At 68.0% G+C, this 16627-nt stretch carries 11 protein-coding genes; 3 read left to right on the top strand and 8 right to left on the bottom strand.

Going from position 1 to position 16627, the window contains the following annotated elements; translation table 11 throughout:
- Nucleotides 1–5: 5 nt before the first annotated feature.
- From PCA_RS10275 to PCA_RS10305, 7 genes are all read right to left on the bottom strand, one after another.
- Nucleotides 6–1466, bottom strand: coding sequence for a hypothetical protein (locus PCA_RS10275; protein WP_181302519.1), 1461 nt, complete (start codon nucleotides 1464–1466; stop codon nucleotides 6–8).
- 2 nt (nucleotides 1467–1468) lie between these two features.
- Nucleotides 1469–3463 carry an enterotoxin gene (locus PCA_RS10280; protein WP_343204434.1) on the bottom strand — a complete coding sequence of 665 codons (1995 nt, stop codon included), beginning with the start codon at nucleotides 3461–3463 and terminating at the stop codon, nucleotides 1469–1471.
- 306 nt (nucleotides 3464–3769) lie between these two features.
- Nucleotides 3770–4048 (bottom strand): hypothetical protein, encoded by a 279-nt coding sequence (locus tag PCA_RS10285; protein ID WP_181302521.1) that lies wholly within the window; start codon nucleotides 4046–4048, stop codon nucleotides 3770–3772.
- Nucleotides 4049–4326: 278 nt separating this feature from the next.
- Nucleotides 4327–7371 carry a TonB-dependent receptor gene (locus PCA_RS10290; protein WP_181302522.1) on the bottom strand — a complete coding sequence of 1015 codons (3045 nt, stop codon included), beginning with the start codon at nucleotides 7369–7371 and terminating at the stop codon, nucleotides 4327–4329.
- Between the two features lie 129 nt (nucleotides 7372–7500).
- On the bottom strand, nucleotides 7501–8424 hold the full coding sequence (locus PCA_RS10295) for a 1-phosphofructokinase family hexose kinase (RefSeq protein ID WP_343204435.1): 924 nt from the start codon (nucleotides 8422–8424) through the stop codon (nucleotides 7501–7503).
- 5 nt (nucleotides 8425–8429) lie between these two features.
- Entirely contained in the window at nucleotides 8430–9356 is a 927-nt protein-coding gene (locus tag PCA_RS10300; RefSeq protein ID WP_181302524.1) for a carbohydrate kinase family protein, read from the bottom strand.
- Nucleotides 9353–10594 (bottom strand): tagatose-6-phosphate ketose isomerase, encoded by a 1242-nt coding sequence (locus PCA_RS10305; RefSeq protein WP_255436781.1) that lies wholly within the window; start codon nucleotides 10592–10594, stop codon nucleotides 9353–9355. The genes PCA_RS10300 and PCA_RS10305 overlap by 4 nt, the downstream gene beginning before the upstream one ends.
- Before the next feature lie 137 nt (nucleotides 10595–10731).
- On the opposite strand from PCA_RS10305, the gene PCA_RS10310 reads away from it, so the two are divergent.
- The 3 genes from PCA_RS10310 (at nucleotide 10732) to PCA_RS10320 (ending at nucleotide 13773) form a co-directional block, all read left to right on the top strand.
- On the top strand, nucleotides 10732–11568 hold the full coding sequence (locus tag PCA_RS10310) for a fructose-bisphosphate aldolase (protein WP_255436782.1): 837 nt from the start codon (nucleotides 10732–10734) through the stop codon (nucleotides 11566–11568).
- 175 nt (nucleotides 11569–11743) lie between these two features.
- Entirely contained in the window at nucleotides 11744–12961 is a 1218-nt protein-coding gene (locus PCA_RS10315; protein WP_181302526.1) for an amidohydrolase family protein, read from the top strand.
- Nucleotides 12958–13773: a DeoR/GlpR family DNA-binding transcription regulator gene (locus tag PCA_RS10320; RefSeq protein WP_181302527.1), complete on the top strand. Its 816-nt coding sequence runs from the start codon at nucleotides 12958–12960 to the stop codon at nucleotides 13771–13773. Before PCA_RS10315 ends, PCA_RS10320 begins: the two co-directional genes overlap by 4 nt.
- Nucleotides 13774–13929: 156 nt before the next feature.
- Here the strand turns inward: PCA_RS10320 and PCA_RS10325 are convergent.
- Nucleotides 13930–16627 (bottom strand): autotransporter serine protease (locus PCA_RS10325; RefSeq protein WP_181302528.1); only part of this gene is annotated, 2698 nt, incomplete at its 5' end.

Raw genomic sequence — 16627 nt, forward strand, 5'->3', positions numbered from 1 at the left:
GGGCGTCATGCCGCAGCGTGCGTCCATCGCACCAGGGCCGCGCTGCCCTTCGGCAACGCGACGCGGCAGGTGCCGTGGACATCGGCAGCCACCTTGCCGGCCGCCTCGAAGGCGACGCCGCGACGGCTGTCCAGCGCAGGCGCATGCAGACGCATCAGCTCGCCGTGCGTCCCGGCAGGGAGCCCGCCGACCGTCACCGCGACATCGTGCCCCGCATCCTTGTTGATCAGCGCAACCAGCGTCGCATCGCCCTGCCGCGCGGCATAGGCGGTGAGATTCGCGCCAGCGGCATCGAGCTTGCCAGGCAGCATCTGCGCGCCCGCGAAGCGCTGCGCCAACGCGATGCCGTGGAACAGCGGGCGCGGCTGGAAACCCAGTGCGCGGCTGCCGGCGATGGCGGAATAACGCGAGGCCAGCGCATCGCGCTGCGCCACGATGTCGCCGCCCGCAGACGCCTTCGCGACGCGGCCCAGCGAGGCTTCCACCGAGTTCAGCGTGCCGCCGTGGAAGTGCATGGCCGCCACGCCGCGCTGCGCCAGCGCCAGCATGAAATCCGCGCCCCACAGCGCAGAGGCAAACACGTTGCTGGTGCCGTCGCGACCGCCGTTGTAATAGGAGTTGCCTTCGGAGATACGGAACGGCAAGCCGTATCGGCCCGCCACCTGCATGATCTGCTCGACTTCGCCGAAGAAGCCGGGATCGCCGGCCAGCATGTCCGGGATCGAACCGTTCTCCGCCGCCTCGCGGTAGTAGTGCCGGCTGAGGAACACGTTCTCCCTGGCGTGGCGCTTCGCGTACTCGATCACCCAGTCGGTGTTCGCGCCGGTGTCCGGCCCGGCGATGGGCAGGCCGGCGGCACGGAGTGCCTTGGCATACGGCGTCCACACCGCGTCGAAGGCGGCGTAGTCGTGCTCGTAGTTGTTCGCCTCGTTGCCGATCTGGATCGCCAGCAACTGGTCGCCCGCGAGGCGTTGCACAGCCTGCGCGAGATCCACCGCCATCTCCGGCGAACCGATGCGCAGGTTCACGCCGAACACCAGTTTCCAGCCGGTGGCGCGCACGAAGCCGGCCAGCGCCTCCAACCCTTCCGGCTTCAGCACGTGCGGCTGCAGCAGCTTGCCGTGCTTGCGCGGAACGTAGGTCGGCAGCTTGCCCTTGTAGCCCGCCCATACGGTGTCGTCGCTGGTGTTGCCGCCGATGCGCAGCACGCCGTGCGGGTTCATCTCGCGGAACAGGCGCACGAGTTCATGGTTGTCGGCGGCGAAGAACGTGGGATCGAGCAGCTCCAGCGTCTCGTAGCTGAGGCTGGCGAGGCTGGCATCGACGCGCCGCCCCGGGCGGGTCGGGTCCAGCACGAAGCTGGCCTGTGCCGGAGCAGAGACGCTGCCGGCCCAGCCTCGGCAGGCAGCAGCCAGGGGCAACAGCGCCGCGGTTTTCAGCAGACGACGACGATCCATATCGGTCATGCTCAACCTCCGTTGGTCGGTATCAGTTCCAGTGTCAGCACCTCGAACGGCGCCAGCGTGATCGTGCTCGCGTGGTCGGCATCCAGCGTCTTCGGCAGCTTCGCGTCGCCGTTCTTCCACACGTCGTGCACGCTGAAACGGCGCGCCACGCCGGGCGGCAACTGCAGCTGCCGCTGCAGGTCGACCACCGCGAGCTGCGGCCTGTCGTCGGGATTGCGGAACGTGACGACGGCCTTCTTCGGCGACCACGCGGCCCAGCCGTAGACATCCAGCCGGCCCGGGTCGCCGCCGATCCAGTGCACGTCGCGCAGCACGTCGGCGTTGGCGCGCGACCACTTCGCCGCATCGGCCAGCGTGTCCCAGTCCTGCGGCGTGAGCAGGGAGGGCGTGATGTACAGCTCCTGCAGCTCGGTGCCAGTGGCGAAGTACGAGTGCACCTCGTTGGCGAAATCGTGGCCCGGATCGGTGTTGAGCTTGCGGTTCATCTGCGCGTAGATGATGCCGTGGAGCATCAGCGAGTTGATCGGGAACAGCGGCCCCTTCAGCACGATGTTCTGGTAGGTCTGCTGGTCGCGGTAGGTGATCCACTGCTCGCGCGTCGAGCCCACGCCGGTTTCGCTGTCGTCCTCGCCGTCGCGCCAGATGGTGTCGGCATAGCCCAGCCAGAACGGCGAGGCCCAGGTGCCGGTGGTGAGGTTGATGAAGGTGTCCGGCTTGTCCTTGCGGATGTCGTCGATCAGCTGGATCGCCGCGGCGAAGTCGCTGTCGAAGCGGCTGCCCGGGAACACGCTGCTGACGTTGCCGGTGCCGTCGAACTTGAACTGGTTGACGCCGTCCTTGTCCAGCAGGTCCATCACCACGTCGTGGAAGCGCTGGTAGTACTTCGGGCCGGACAACGCGAAACCGTTGTCGATGATCTCGTATCCGGCCGCCCTGCCGTTCCTGATGCGCACGTCATGGGGCTTGCTGTAGCCGCCCCATGGCGACAGCCAGATGCCCGGCGCGGCGCCGTACTTCGCGGCCGCCTCGCGCAACGGCGCGAAGCCGCGCGGGAAGTCCTTGCTGAAATTCCAGCTGCCGCTCAGGTCGTCCCAGCCGTCGTCGAACAGGAACGAATCCAGCTTCACGCCGCGCTTGACGTGCAATTGCTCGCCGATGGCGTTGATGCGGTCCAGCGCCTCCGCTTCGGTGTACGGGGTGAAGTAGCCGATGTCGTACCAGGAGTTGTAGTGCAGGAAGGTACGGTACGGATGTGCGCGTTCGCGCTCCACGTAGCTGGCGAAGTCGCGGCGCAGCTGGCCGTCGCGCACCACGCCGACCACGGCCGAATAGGCCACCGTCTTGCCCTTCTCCAGCGGCAGCGTGCGCGACAGCGTGAGCTTGGCGAGGTTGTGGTACGCCGTGCTCTCGGACAGCGGATTCTCGAAGCCGAGGTAGACGTCGCCATCCACGATGGGCGAACCGTTCACCGTACCCATCACCTCGGGGGCGTTCGCCTTCGATTGCAGCAGCGACACCTTGGCGATCTTCTCGTCCTGCTTCAGCGCGGTGATGCCCACCTCCTCGCGCAGGTAGGGCGAGCCGTCGCGCTGCACGAGTTTCCAGTCCACGCGGAACCGGCCATCCGCATCGCCGAAGCTGGCCTCGACCGCCTTGCCGGGAAGCCGCGCAGCAAACCGCGAAGCCTGCGCATCCACCGGCAGCGCCACTACGCGCGGCGGCGACTGCAGGGTCATGTCGGAGGCCTGGATGGTGCTGCCGTCCGCCATCACCAGCGCGAACGGCGCAGACACCGCCAGCGTGCGCTTGTGCACGCGATCGGTCACCGTCATGTCGACGAGATGCTTGCCGTCCAGCTTCCAGCGCGCCTCGATGGCTGCATTGCCGAAGCTTTCCGCACCCTGCTGGTCGACAAAGGCTGCGGAGCCGGGATCGAGCACCAGCCTGCCGGTGGCTACGCTGTCCTCGGCGCGCGCCGAACCGAGACCTGCCAGCACGGAGAGGAGACAGAAAGCCAGCGCACTCGCGTGCGGCGATCGAAGGAGATGCGGATGCGATGCTGCCATGACTACCTCGTGTGATGCCTTGAATGGGTCGTCGGAAGCGTCGTGCAGACGCTCGCGTCGACAGGGTTCGGATGCTTCCGTGCCTCATTTCTTCGCGCGAGCCCGGCTTGACCATGCCCGGACTCGACCTTACTCAAGCCCGATGCCGTACTCACGATGAAAACAACTCCCTGCTGCGAAGGCGCATGCCGACAGGACAGCCGACGCGCCCGGACGCGCCGGCTGCATGCCGTGCCTCTACTGCTGCGACAACCTGCTCAAATCCAGATCGGGCCGTATGCCGTTCGGCTGGCGGTAGAACCACTGGTGCGATGCCACCGACGGCGTGAAGAAACCGTCGTTGCGCAGATGGAACTGATTCCCGGTGGCCCCGCCGGCGAAGCCGTCCGGCTTGTGCCTGGACTGCGTGATGTACGCATTGCCGCCCAATGGAACCATCGTGGACGCCGCTTCGACCGGCGCCGCAGACAAACCGGAAACAAGCAACAGACCGGAAGCAAGCCATGGCCCGCCCATTCGATATCCGGGTTTTCGCACAAAGCCTCCGTGGTCCCGAGCAAGAAAGAGAACGAATGACCCGCGCCCCTGTGGTTCTTCCATGACTTGCCGCCGCGGACGAAGCAGCAAGGCCGGCTGGTTGCGTATTGCGGACCGGCCGGCGACGACGCGACGGCATCGTGCCGGCGCGCCCCTGTTGAAGACGGTTGCAGCGGAGCCTGCGTGGTCCGCATCCGCCGCCCGACGCAGCCGGACGGCGGATGACGCAAGCCCGCGTGAAACGCCGTTGCCCACGATCAGTAGTCGTAGGTCACGCTCATGCGCACGTAGCGCGGCGGCTGCATGAAGTATGTGGTGCCGTACAGCGGATTCGGCGTTCCGGTGCTGTCCGAATACATTGCCTGACCCAGATTGAGTTGCGCCTGACTGTTGAACACGTTGAACGCATCCAGGTGGAAACCCAGCTTGTGGCCCGCGAACGCCGGCCGGTATTGCACGCCCAGGTCGAGCTGCTTGATCCACGGCAGGCGTCCCTGCGCCCCCGGCGGCGACGGCTGGCCGTTGCACCAGTGGTAGGCGGAGCCATAGCTATCCGGGTCGTTGGATTTGGTATCCAGTGGATTGGGGCCGTACAGGCCCAGGCAATATTTCGGACCGCCGGACATGACGCTGAGGTTGCCCGATACCAGCCATTCCGGATTGATCTGGTAATAGCCGAAGGCTTTGATCTGGTGCGTGTGGTCGTTGCCCTGCGGGCCGTTGCCATAGACCATCAACTCGGGGAAATCCCAGTCCATGTTCTGGATGCCGCCGACGGCCCGGATGTCGGACTGGCCCTGGCCCTCGGTGTTGCCGTAGCTGCGCGAGAACGTGTAACTCACCTTTCCGTACCAGCGGCCGTCGAACGGATGCTCGAGGAAGCCTTCCAATGCGTAGTACCGGCGCACCATGTGGGTGAAGCCCATCTCCTTGTTGCTCAGGGTCACGTCGTGGTAGTTGCCGCTCGCGTCCCGCACCGCGAAGGTGTTCGCGATGCCCGGGTTGATGTAGTAGCAGGTCGAGTCGTCGACATCGACGATGCCCATCGACGCCGCCTTGTCGACCACGGCCTGCGCATTGCAGTAGTCGTCCAGGTTGTGACGCAGCATGCGCCGGGTGAACTTGGCGCCGTAGACCCACTTCGGGCCGGCGGTCTTGGTGAAGCCGAGGATGAACTCGTCCTGGTCCTGCGCCTTGATGTTGTGGGCGGTGAGCGTGCGCGGATCGGGCGCCTGGCCGAAGAAGTTGTTCGCCGATACCGGCACCGAGACCTGGGTGAGGCCGGTCGGCGTGCCGTCGGCCGCAATGCCGCCGTAGGTGAAGTACTGCTGGGTACGCAGCACGCCGTTTGCGACACCGCCCGGCGCGAGCGGCTGGCCCAGGTAGTAGCGGCCGGCGTTGCCGTAGACCTTGAACGTGCCGTCACCGTAGACGTCCCAGCTGAAGCCCAGCCGGGGCGCCCACTGCGGCGAGGTCTGCCGCATGTAGGGCTGGCCGGAGCCGTTGTAGTTGGTGAAGGCGTCGTTGCGCAGGCCAATCGACAGCAGCCAGCGGTCGCTCACCTGCCACTGGTCCTCGATGTACTCGGCGCGCTGGGTGGTCAGCAGACCGGCGCCGGAGACGTCGACGTTCTTCGTCACGTAGTAGCCGCCAGCGCCGTTCGGATAGTTGATCAGCGGCCCCACGCCAAGCCCGGCCGCGGTCGGCAATTCCGGATGGGTGGTACGGTAGTAGGTCCACCAGTAGCCGCCCGGGCCGGTAGTGATGTGGCCCTGGTCCATGGCGTTGGAACGCAGGTTGTCGATGCCTGCGGTTATCGTGTGGCTGCCCAGCACGTAGGTCAGGCTGAGCCGCAGGTTGCTGGTCTTGTACTGATTGCCGGGGTTGCTGATCTGGCTCAGCGTTTGCGCGTTGGTGATCGGTACGCCGCCATTGAGCGCCGGGTTCTGGTTGGTCTTGCCGCTGATGAGGGTGAGACTGGGGTTGTAACCCACCGGGCCGCTGTAGTTCACCGTAGTCATCTTGCCGTACATCGCGTTCAGCGTGAGGCTGTCGGTGAGATAGCTGGTGTACTTGGCCGACCACATGTCGCCGCCCAGCTTGGTGTTGTTGGAAAACGCCTTGAACGTCGTGTCCTGCAGGGTCTTGTAGTCGTAGTTGTAGACCGACCCGGTAGCAATCCGCTTCTCAGAAGCGCCGGTCAGTTCCAGCAGGTTGCTGTCGTTGATGTTCCAGTTGACCTTGGCGTACCACTTCGGGTTGCTGACCTTGTAGTGCTGCGAGGTGCCGGCATCCACGCTGTTGACGGTGTAGCCGCCCTGGGTGTTGCCTTCGACCGAGGCAAACACGAACAGCTTGTCCTTGATCAGCGGGCCGCCCACGTAGGCGTCGTAGGTGGATGTCCAGTAGCCGTCGTTGCGACCGGGGTCGTACAGGCGCCCTGCTACCGGCGTCGGCGGCAGGCCGTTGGCGTAATAGGTGTTGTCCACACCCGAGCGCAAATCCCGCGGCGCGTACATCACCTGGGCGCCGAAATGCCATTCGTTGGTACCGCTCTTGCCGATCATGTTGATCACGCCGCCGTCGGTGCGGCCGTACTGGGCGCTGTAGCCGCCGGTGTAGGCCTCTTCCTGGTCGATGGAGCCGTACGGCAGGGCGATGCCGCCCTTGGCATTGAACGGATCGGTGGTGTTGAAGCCGTTGATGTAGTACGCGTTCTCCGTGGACGACGAACCGCCGAAGCTGACAAGCGGTTCGCCAGTCGTGCTGGTCGCGCCGCCGGCAGCGGTGACCGCGCCCGGTGCCAGCAGCGCCGCCGCCTCGGCGGTGCGCGCCAGCGGCAGGCGGGCGAGTTGCTGAGCGGTGATGACGGTGCGTGAATCCACTGAACTTACGTCGATCGGTGGCACCGCGTTGGCGGTCACGTTCACGCCCGACAGTTGGGTCGCGTTCGCCGCGGAGCCTGCTGCAGCCTCCGCGCTGAAGGAAATGTCCACGCCGACGCCCACCTTCAGGAAGACGTTGTCGCGCCGCTGCACCACCTGGCCATCGCGCATCAGGCTGACCGAGTACGTGCCGACCGGCAGTTGGGTGGCGTTGTACCTGCCCTGGCTGTCGACGCCGACCGTGCGGGTCAGGCCGGCGCCGTTGCTGACCACCACGCTCTCGCCTGCCTGCACCGGCACGCGACCGAAGATGCTGCTGGTGGTGGATTGCCCGTAGGCGGCGGTGGATGCCAGGAGCACGGCCAGCGCCGATGCCATGCCGGTCTGTCGCAACGAAAGGTTTCTGCGAGATTTCATGATTGCCCCTCTTGTAGGTTTGCTTCGCACTTGGGTAAGCCGCGAGCCCCTGTACTCCCCGTATCTCGCGAACCGCTCAAACGCCGACGACTCGGACTCATCGGCAGACCGGCTTGAATCAGCCGGAAATCAGGGCGTCCATGCCCTCATCCGGACCTGGCCAAGCAATGCATCGACCTGATCCGGACGCACGTAACCGGTTTCCACTTCCATCGCGTTGGCGGCGCCGCAGGCCACCGCCAGTCGCAAGGCTTCGGGCAGCGGCTTGCCGCGCTGGATGGCCACGGCCATGCCGGCCAGGAAGCAGTCGCCCGAGCCCACGGTGTTGCGCACCTGTTCGAGTTCCACCGCCGCGTGCCACACGCCGCTCTTGTCCATGCCCAGCGCGCCCAGAGCGCCCAGGCTCAGCACCGGCATCGCCACGCCGCGCGCGGACAAGTCGCGCAACACGCCGGCAGCCGCATCGAGATCGCCGACAGTGCGGCCGGACAGTGCCTCGGCCTCTTCACGGTTCGGCTTCAGCAGGAACGGCTGCGCCGCTACGGCCAGGCGCAGCACCTCGCCGCTGGCGTCGACGAGGCAACGCTTGCCCGCCGCGCTCACCTGCCGCGCGAGTTCCGCATAGGTGTCGGTGGCAAGGCCGCGTGGCAGGCTGCCGGACAGGATCACCAGCTCGCTCTCCGCGAGCGCGAGACGAAACGCGCGCTGCAGCGCCGCGCGGTCGCGTTCGCCGAGCTGAGGCCCCTGCCCCAGCACCTCGGTGATCTGCCCGTTCGCGTCCTGCAGCGCGATGCAGTGCCGCAGCGGCGCGTCGATTTCCACGCCGTGGAACAGCACGCCGCGTTCGCTCATGCGTCGCGCGATGAGGTTGCGGTGCGCGGCATCGACCAGGCCGATCAGCTGCACCGGCTCGCCCAGCGCGGCGATGGTCTGCGCCACGTGCAGGCCCTTGCCTCCGGGCAGCACCTGTTCGCGCAGCGCGCGATTGACCTCGCCCGGATGCAGCGCGTCCACCTGCATCAGGTGGTCGATCGCGGTGTTGAAGCCGGCCACGGTGATCAAGGCGCGGACTCCAGCAAGGCCGCGACCTCGGCCGTATCGGCCTGCCGCGCCGTGCCGCCCACGCCGCGCGTGGAGAGCGCGCCGCAGGCGTTGCCCCAGCGCATGGCCTCGGCCAGCGGCAGGCCGCGCAGCCACGCATGCAGGAAGCCGGCGTCGAAGGAATCGCCGGCGCCGGTGCTGTCGATGGCATCCATCGCGAAGGCGGGCGACTCGATCATCCCGCCTGCGCCATCCAGCGTGACGCAACCGTGCCGCCCGCGCTTCGTCACGATGCGGGTGCGGCCGTTGTGCAGCGTGCGCAGGCTGTCGAGCGGCGTTGCGCAACCGCTGATGCCGGCGAGTTCCACGTCGTTGGGCAGGAACAGGTCGACCTCGGCGAGCAGGTCGCGCCATTCGTCGCCCCAGCGCTCCTCGGGGTCGAAACCGGGATCGAGCGAGGTGCTCAGTCCCAGTGCGCGGGCCCGCGCGAACAGCGTCTTGAGATCGGGGCGCAGGGCGCGCTGCAGATAGTAGGAAGACACGTGCAGGTGATCGGCCGCGGCCAGCCGCGCATCGTCGATCTCCTGTGCGCGCAGCGCGCCGATCGCGCCGGCGAACGTGACCAGCGCTCGATCGCTGCGGGTGGAGAACGAGGCCGTGATGCCGGTGCGCAGGCCGGGATCGTGCCGCACCGCCGTCACGTCGATGCCGGCGTCTTGCAGCGCCGACACGCAGAAGCCGCCCCAACCATCCGCGCCCACCTTGCCGGCGAAAGCCACCGGATCGCCCAGTCGCGCCAGCCCCATCGCGCAGATCATCGAGGAGCTGCCGGGCACGACCGATGCCTCCTCGGCCAGCACCTCGCGCCCCGGCGCGGGGAACGCCTGGCAATCCCGGAACACCAGGTCGACGTTGAGTTCGCCGGCAACGAGGATGCGTTTCACGCGATGCGCCCCTCGCCCGCTGCGGACGGCGCGGACGCATCGTCCGCAGCATGCAGCGCGAACGACTCGACCACGCGGGTGAGCACGCCCTGGGCCGGCGCATCCGGCTTGCCGCCCAGCGCCAGGCAGCGGAAGAACGCCAATATCTGGCCCACCACCACGTCGGCCAGCAGCGGCAGCGCGTCGTCGTCGGCCTGCAGGCCCGGCAGATCCACGACCACGTCCTGCATGCCGGCCACATCGCCGGCAATGCCCTCGCCGACCAGCACGCGCACCATGCCAAGGCGCTTGCGGGTGAGTTCGCGCAAGAGGTCGTATTCGTAGGCACGCACCGCGGGATCGGGCGAGAGGAAGGCCACGACCATGGTGTTTTCGTCGAGGCTGGACATCGGCCCGTGACGCAGGCCGAGGAAGGTCTCGGCCATCGTGCGCACGCGGCCGCCGGTCATCTCCAGCATCTTCAGCGCCGCCTCGCGCGCCGCGCCCAGCGCACCGCCGCTGCCGAGGTACACCGCCTGGTCGAAGGCGCCGTGCGCCACCGCGGCCAGCGCATCGGCCCGGGTATCGAACACGCGCTGCACGCAACCGGCGAGGCGGCGCACGGCATCCGGCCAGCCGGCCTCGTCGGCACGCCCGCCCAGTCCGCTGCCGGCCAGCACCAGGTTGGTGAAGCTGCTGGTCATCACCAGACTGCGGTCGTTGGTGCGCTCGTCCAGCACCAGCGTGCGGTAGCGCGACTCGCCGCGGAACTGCGTGGCCAGCTTGCCGCCGGCGTTGCAGGTGATGGCGAGGTGGCGCCAGTCGGGCGCACTGGCCAGGAGTTGATCCACCACGCCGGCGCTCTCGGGACTGTCGCCCGAACGCGCAATCGAGATCAGCAGGCCGCCGCCCGGCGGCAGCGCGCTGCGCCAATGCGTGAGCAGGGTGCCGGCGGCGATCGCCTGCACCGGAACGCCCAGCGCCTGCTGCAGGTCGGGCGCGATGCATTCGGCGGCATAGATCGAGCTGCCCGAACCGGTCAGCACGACGTGCGCGGGCCGCGGCATCAGCAGGGTCAGCAGTTGCGCCTGCACCGAGGGTTGGCGCAACTGCGCGGCCGTGGCCTGCCAGGTCGCCGGCTGCTGCAGGATCTCGCGCAAGGTGTCGGCATAGCCGCGTTCACGCTGCGCTGCTGGCGGGGCTGCCGTCAGCGCAGCAAGACTGTCGAATACTTTCGTTTCATTTCTAACTATTGACATTTGATTCATTTCGTTCGAATGTGAAGGCATTCGTCCACCGACCCAGCGTATTCGAAATGAACCACAGCTTACAAGTACCTTCGAAAGCTTCCGAAAAATTTGCAGCGCTGCCGCTGTCGCAGGGCAAGCGCGCCCGGTTGTGGCGTCTGCTGTATGGCGCGGGTCCGCGCAACGGCAGCCTGCTGGTGCTGCCGCTCGATCAGGGCCTGGAACATGGCCCCACCGATTTCTTTCCCCATCCGCCGGCTGTGGATCCGTCGTACCAGTTCGAACTCGCCGCAGCCGGCGGCTTTTCTGCCATCGCGCTGGGCATCGGCCTGGCCGAGAAGTACATGAGCGGCTACGCCGGCCGCGTGCCGCTGATCCTCAAGCTCAACGGCAAGACCAACATCCCCAGCGATGCCGAGGCCACCTCGCCGCTGTTCGCCTCGGTGGAGGACGCCGTGCGCCTGGGCGCCGAGGCGGTGGGCTACACCATGTACGTGGGCTCGCCGCGCCAGCACGACGAGTTCCGCCAGTTCGAGCAGGTGCGCCGCGACTGCGAGCGCTACGGCATGCCGCTGGTGCTGTGGTCCTACCCGCGCGGCAGCGCGGTCAACGCCAGGGGCGGCACCAACACGCTCTATGCGCAGGACTACGCCGCGCGCGTGGCGCTCGAACTGGGCGCCGACATCGTGAAGCTGCACGAACCGAACGACAGCGTGGCCAACGTGCCTGCGCCCTACGACAAGCTGCAGGAAGACTCCGCCGCCCGCTGCGCCCGCGTGGTGCGCTCGGCCGGCCGCACCATGGTGCTGTTCTCCGGCGGCGAGAAGAACGACGACGACGACGCGGTGCTGCGCAAGGTGGAGCACTACATGCAATCCGGCGCCTCGGGCGTGATGTTCGGCCGCAACATGTGGCTGCGTCCGTTCGACCAGGCCGTGGCGCTGACCCGCCAGGTGCACGACATCATGAAGAAGCACCCGCGCTGACCCCGTCGCCCCTCTGCGGGAGGGGGCGGGGGAAGCAGCTCTGCTCGCAGTGCAGCCGCGGGAGTGCGGCCTGCGCGATCACCCTCCAGCGAGCGGCGGCCACGCACCCCGCCCCCCTCCCTCCTTGCAGGGAGGCGCATGATGAGACGCCGTGGCGAACCGGGACCAGACACGCATGAACCACCGCAACGCCTGCCTCTGCTGTGCCCCGCCCACGGGCGAAGGCACCGTGCGCATCGCGGCCGGCGGCAAGAATCCGCTGCAGACCGCCCCCGACGCCGGCAAGGGCGAGCTGCGGCTGAAGGACTTCCGCCCGCGCAGCATGTTGCGGGTGCCGAAGACGCACATCGAACGGCCGCGCTTCCCGGTGATCGACGTGCACGCCCACCTCACCTGGTCGAAGAACGTGCGCAACGGCGTATCGGTCGGCGAGGAAATCACCGTGTTCGCCACGCCGGAGGCGCTGCTGCCGACGATGGACCGCAAGGGCGTGCGCACCCTGGTGAACCTCACCGGCGGCGTGGGCAAGGGGCTGGAGGAAAGCATCCGCCGGTTCGACCAGGCCGCGCCCGGGCGCTTCCTCACCCTCACCGAGCCCTCGTTCGCGCTGTTCCCCGAACCGGATTACCCGCTACGCCAGGCCGACGCGATCGGCCACGCCAAGCGCGCGGGCGCCCGCGGGCTGAAGCTGCTGAAGACGCTGGGGCTGTACCTGCGCGAACGCATCGACGAAGGCCCGCTGGTGGGCGTGGACGACCGCCGCTTCGATGCCATGTGGGAAGCCTGCGCCGCGCACGACATGCCGGTGTTCCTGCACGTGTCCGACCCGGAGGCGTTCTTCCTGCCCACCGACGGCGACAACGAGCGCTACGAGGAACTGGCCAACCATCCGGACTGGTCGTTCTACGGGCCGGCGTTCCCCGGCCACCAGGAGCTGATAGACGCGCGCAACCGCATGATCGCGCGCCACCCGAAAACCACCTTCGTGCTGCTGCACGTGGGCAACAACGCGGAAAACCTGGCCGCGGTCGAGGATTGCCTCGCGCGCTACCCGAACACGCTGGTGGACATCAGCGCGCGCATAGGTGAACTCGGTCGCCAACCGCGCATCGCCCAGCGTTTCTTCGACCGCCACCAGGACCGCATCCTGTTCGGCACCGACGCGGTGCCCTCGCCCTGGGGCGACGACGTGCCGCAACAGCTGTTCGGGGATGAACTGTACGAAATCTACTACCGCTTCCTCGAAACCGAGGACGAATACTTCGACTACGCCCCTGCCCCCGTGCCGCCGCAGGGGCGCTGGTCCATCTACGGGCTGAATCTGCCGGACGCCGTGCTGCGCAAGGTCTATCATGACAACGCCGCCCGACTCCTGCATATTCCGCCCCCATGAGCAAAACCCAAGCCGCCAAGCCCGCCGCCCAGTCGCGCCCCCGCCTGCTGCTCGGCGAGCGCCGACGCATGATCGTGGAATACGTGGAAGAACACGGCCGCGCCACGGTGGAGGAACTGGCGAAGAAGTTCGCCACCTCGGCAGTCACCATCCGCGGCGACCTCGAGGCGCTGGCGAGCGCCTCGGCCATCGTGCGTTCGCACGGCGGCGCGCTGCCGGTGATGCCGACCAGCAGCGACATTCCGCTCACCATCAAGGAAACCCGCCGCCATGCGCAGAAGCTGCGCATCGGCCAGGCCGCGGCGGCGATGATCCGCGATGGCGAAACCATCATCCTCGACTCCGGCTCCACCACGGTGGAGATCGCGCGGCAGATCCGCCAGCGCAAGTTCGACTCGCTCACCGTGATCACCAACGCGCTGAACATCGCGCTGGAGCTGTCCGGGATACCGCACGTGCGCGTGATGATGCTGGGCGGCATGCTGCGCCCGACCTCCTACTCGCTGGTCGGTCCCGACGCGGAACAGGCGCTGGCCAGGCTGTCGGCCGACCGCCTGTTCCTGGGCGTGGACGGCCTCGACCCCGAGGTGGGCGTGACCACGCCCGACCCGCTGGAGTCCGCGCTCAACGCGCTGATGATACGCGTGGCGCGCCAGACCGTGGCCGTGCTGGATGCCAGCAAGCTGGGCCAGCGCAGCCTGTCGGTGATCGCAGCGGTGGGCCAGCTGGACAAGGTGATCACCGACAACGGCGCGCCGGCCGAACTGGTGGAAGCGCTGCGCGACGCCGGGGTGCAGGTCGAACTGGTCTGAAGCCCGCCGCCTGGATCGGGCGTCGCCCGGCAATGCAGACATGGCTGGCGCGATGCCTCGCCGCCGGTACCGGCAAGGCGACACGAAACCCGCGGGATCGAGCCCGCGACCGGTGCTTCGCGCTGCCGCCACGCGGCGGCAGCGCGTACGGCCCGCTCAGAACGACCAGCGGTAGTTCAACGTGGCCATCTTCGCCGCGTCGAGCTGGCCGAAGTACTGGTCGTAGCCCAGCGTGAGGTTGCTGCGCGGAGTCATGCTCCAGTCCAGCGTGGCGCCGGCCACGCCGCCGTACCGCGCCAGGCCGATGCCGCCCAGCGGCGCCCACTGGTTCACGCCGCTGAAGCTGGCGTCGAACGCCTCGCCGCGCAGGCCGAAGGACTGCTGCCACGCCAACCGTCCCTGCAGGCTGACGCTGCCGCCGCGGGCGAGCTGCCAGCCGCGGCTGGCGCGCACGCCCAGCCCGGCCTGCCAGCGCGCGGTGGTGAGCGAGCCGGACTTCAGGCCGAAACCGTCGCCGCCCAGCTCGTTGAAGCCGTCGCGGTTGACCTGCGCATACTCCAGGCTCGCGTACGGCGTGACGCGGGCGCCCGCCAGGCTCATCCGGTAACCGCTCTCGCCATAGGCGACGCCGTAGCGCCCGCGGCTGTCGCTGGACACGCCGCCGTACTGGTTGCCCAGTTGCAGCTGGCGCCGCATGGTTTCGCGGTAGTTGCCCACGCCGAAGCGGCCCATCGCGTACCACGCGCCACGTACCGTGCCGCCGTAGAGCATGCCTTCCACGGCATGGCTGAAACCCTGGTCCGCGCTTTCGGTGAGCCGGCCCAGGCCCTGGCTGCGGCTCAGCGCGAAGCCGGCCACGCCGCTGCCGTCCACGCGGAAGTCCTGCCCGATCAGGAACCCGGACAAGTCGTAGCCCACGTTGCCGTAGCCGCCGCGCGACATGTCGCCGTGGTAGCCCAGATTCTGCGTCCAGGCGCCGGGTTGCGGCGCGTCCAGCAACTGGTCGAAGCGTTCGGACAAGGCGCGCGTGCCGGCGTCGATCGCCTCGAACGTCATCGCCGCACTGGCCGCGTGCAACTGGCCGGACAGGCTTTCCAGCGAACTCTGCAGCCCCGCCAGCGTGGTGGTCTGCTGCAGGCTGGCGGCGCCGGCGATGAAGCCGCTGCCCACCGCCGAGCCGGGGGCCGCGCCCGCACCGAGCTGCGTGTTGATCTGCTCGAACGCGGCATTCACGCGTTGCGCCGCGCCGTAGGACGCAGCGGTGTAGCTGGCGCCCTGCACCGCGGTCACGCTGACCTGGCCCACGTTCAACCAGGCGTTGTTCGCGTCGTAGCCGGCGGTGGCGGTGAGCAGCACGTTCGAGGCCGCGTTGATCGCGGCAAACGTGCCGGTGAGTCCCTGCTGGGCATTGACCACCACGGTGCGCGCATTCGCCGTGTAGCCGGCATTGATGCCGGTCACCAGCAGGTTGCCGGCGAGCGTGGCCGTGCCGCTCACGTTGAGCGTCGAGCCCAGCGACACCGCCAGTTGGCCGGTGGACTGCTGCGTGTAGCTGCCCGTCAGGCTGACGTTGGTGTTGGCGATGCCCAGCGTGCCGGCATTGGTCACGTTGCCGCCGATGGCCGACATGCCGCTCAGGGTGGCGCCGCTGCCGATGGTCGCGGCACCGGCCAGCGATTTCGCGGTGAGCGTGCCGGCCTGCACCTGGGTCAGGCCGGTGTAGCTGGACGGCTGGGTGAGGTTGAGCGTGCCGCTGCCCTGCTTGACCAGGCCGCCGGCGCCGGAGATCGGATTGTTCCAGCTCGAATTGCCGGTGAAGCCGACCGTGACGTCGCCCCAGTTGAACTGCATCGGGCCGTTCACCGCGCGCCCCACGTTCAACTCGCCGTAGCCGAACGTGGCGTTGGGCTGCGAGCCGCCCAGCGGGGTGGCGGTGCCAAGCAGGGTCTGCCGCACCAGGTCGTTGCTGAAATACGGGTAGGCCTGCCACACCAGCGCTGCCGCGCCCGACACCTGCGGCGCCGCGAACGAGGTGCCGCTGACCTGCCAGTAGGTGGGGCTGGTGGTGCTGGACGTGGTGTCCTTGTCCAGCACGATCACGTCGCCCGGTGCGGCCAGGCAGTAGTTCATCGAACGGCCGCAGGCATTGGAATAGCTGGCGAGCTGGGTGGGATTGTTGCTGTCCACCGCCACCGCCACCAGCCAGCCCTTGTCCAGGCCCAGGCCCGGCGCCACCGTAGGCAGGCTGGCGATGTCGCTGGGGTCGCTGCGCTTGTCGTTGCCGGCCGCGAACACCACCAGTCCGCCCTGCTGCACGAACGGCTGGTAGGCCTGGCCGAACGCCTGGTTGATCGATGCGTTGGTGGTATCCCAGTAGATGCCGCCCCAGGAATTGTTCATCACCTTCACGCCGGCGTTGATCAGCGCCGGGTTGAGCGTCTGCGCGAAGAACGCGGCGTCGGCGGCGGTCACCGCATTGCCCTGGCCCGAACCGTCGTCCTTGGGCGGGGTGTCGCTGATGATGCGCGCCGAGACCAGGCTGGCACCGGGCGCGATGCCGCCGGGGAACTTGCCGAAGCCGGTGCCGGCGGCGATTTCCGAGACCCAGGTGCCGTGGCCGACCACGTCGTCGACCTTGGTGTTGTTGGCAGTCGGATCGACGTAGACCAGCTCCTGGGTGACCCGTCCGGCCACCGCGGGGTTGCTGCGCATGATGCCGCTGTCGACCACGCCTATGACCACCCCGGTACCGGTATAGCCCTGGTTGTGGGCGGCATAGGTATTGGTGATGGACAGCTGGGCATCCAGCGGCGGGGGCGTCGGCGCGGTCGATGCGGGCGGCGGAGCCGGGGGC

The sequence above is a fragment of the Rhodanobacter sp. PCA2 genome (assembly GCF_013620825.1).
In the GTDB taxonomy this organism is placed as follows: Bacteria; Pseudomonadota; Gammaproteobacteria; order Xanthomonadales; family Rhodanobacteraceae; genus Rhodanobacter_A.

What these genes read in the sequence shown, in the direction of transcription:
- PCA_RS10275 (WP_181302519.1), bottom strand. Translation starts at nt 1,466, where the DNA reads ATGACCGATATGGATCGTCGTCGTCTGCTGAAAACCGCGGCGCTGTTG.
- PCA_RS10285 (WP_181302521.1), bottom strand. Translation starts at nt 4,048, where the DNA reads ATGGGCGGGCCATGGCTTGCTTCCGGTCTGTTGCTTGTTTCCGGTTTG.
- PCA_RS10290 (WP_181302522.1), bottom strand. Translation starts at nt 7,371, where the DNA reads ATGAAATCTCGCAGAAACCTTTCGTTGCGACAGACCGGCATGGCATCG.
- PCA_RS10305 (WP_255436781.1), bottom strand. Translation starts at nt 10,594, where the DNA reads ATGTCAATAGTTAGAAATGAAACGAAAGTATTCGACAGTCTTGCTGCG.
- PCA_RS10315 (WP_181302526.1), top strand. Translation starts at nt 11,744, where the DNA reads ATGAACCACCGCAACGCCTGCCTCTGCTGTGCCCCGCCCACGGGCGAA.
- PCA_RS10320 (WP_181302527.1), top strand. Translation starts at nt 12,958, where the DNA reads ATGAGCAAAACCCAAGCCGCCAAGCCCGCCGCCCAGTCGCGCCCCCGC.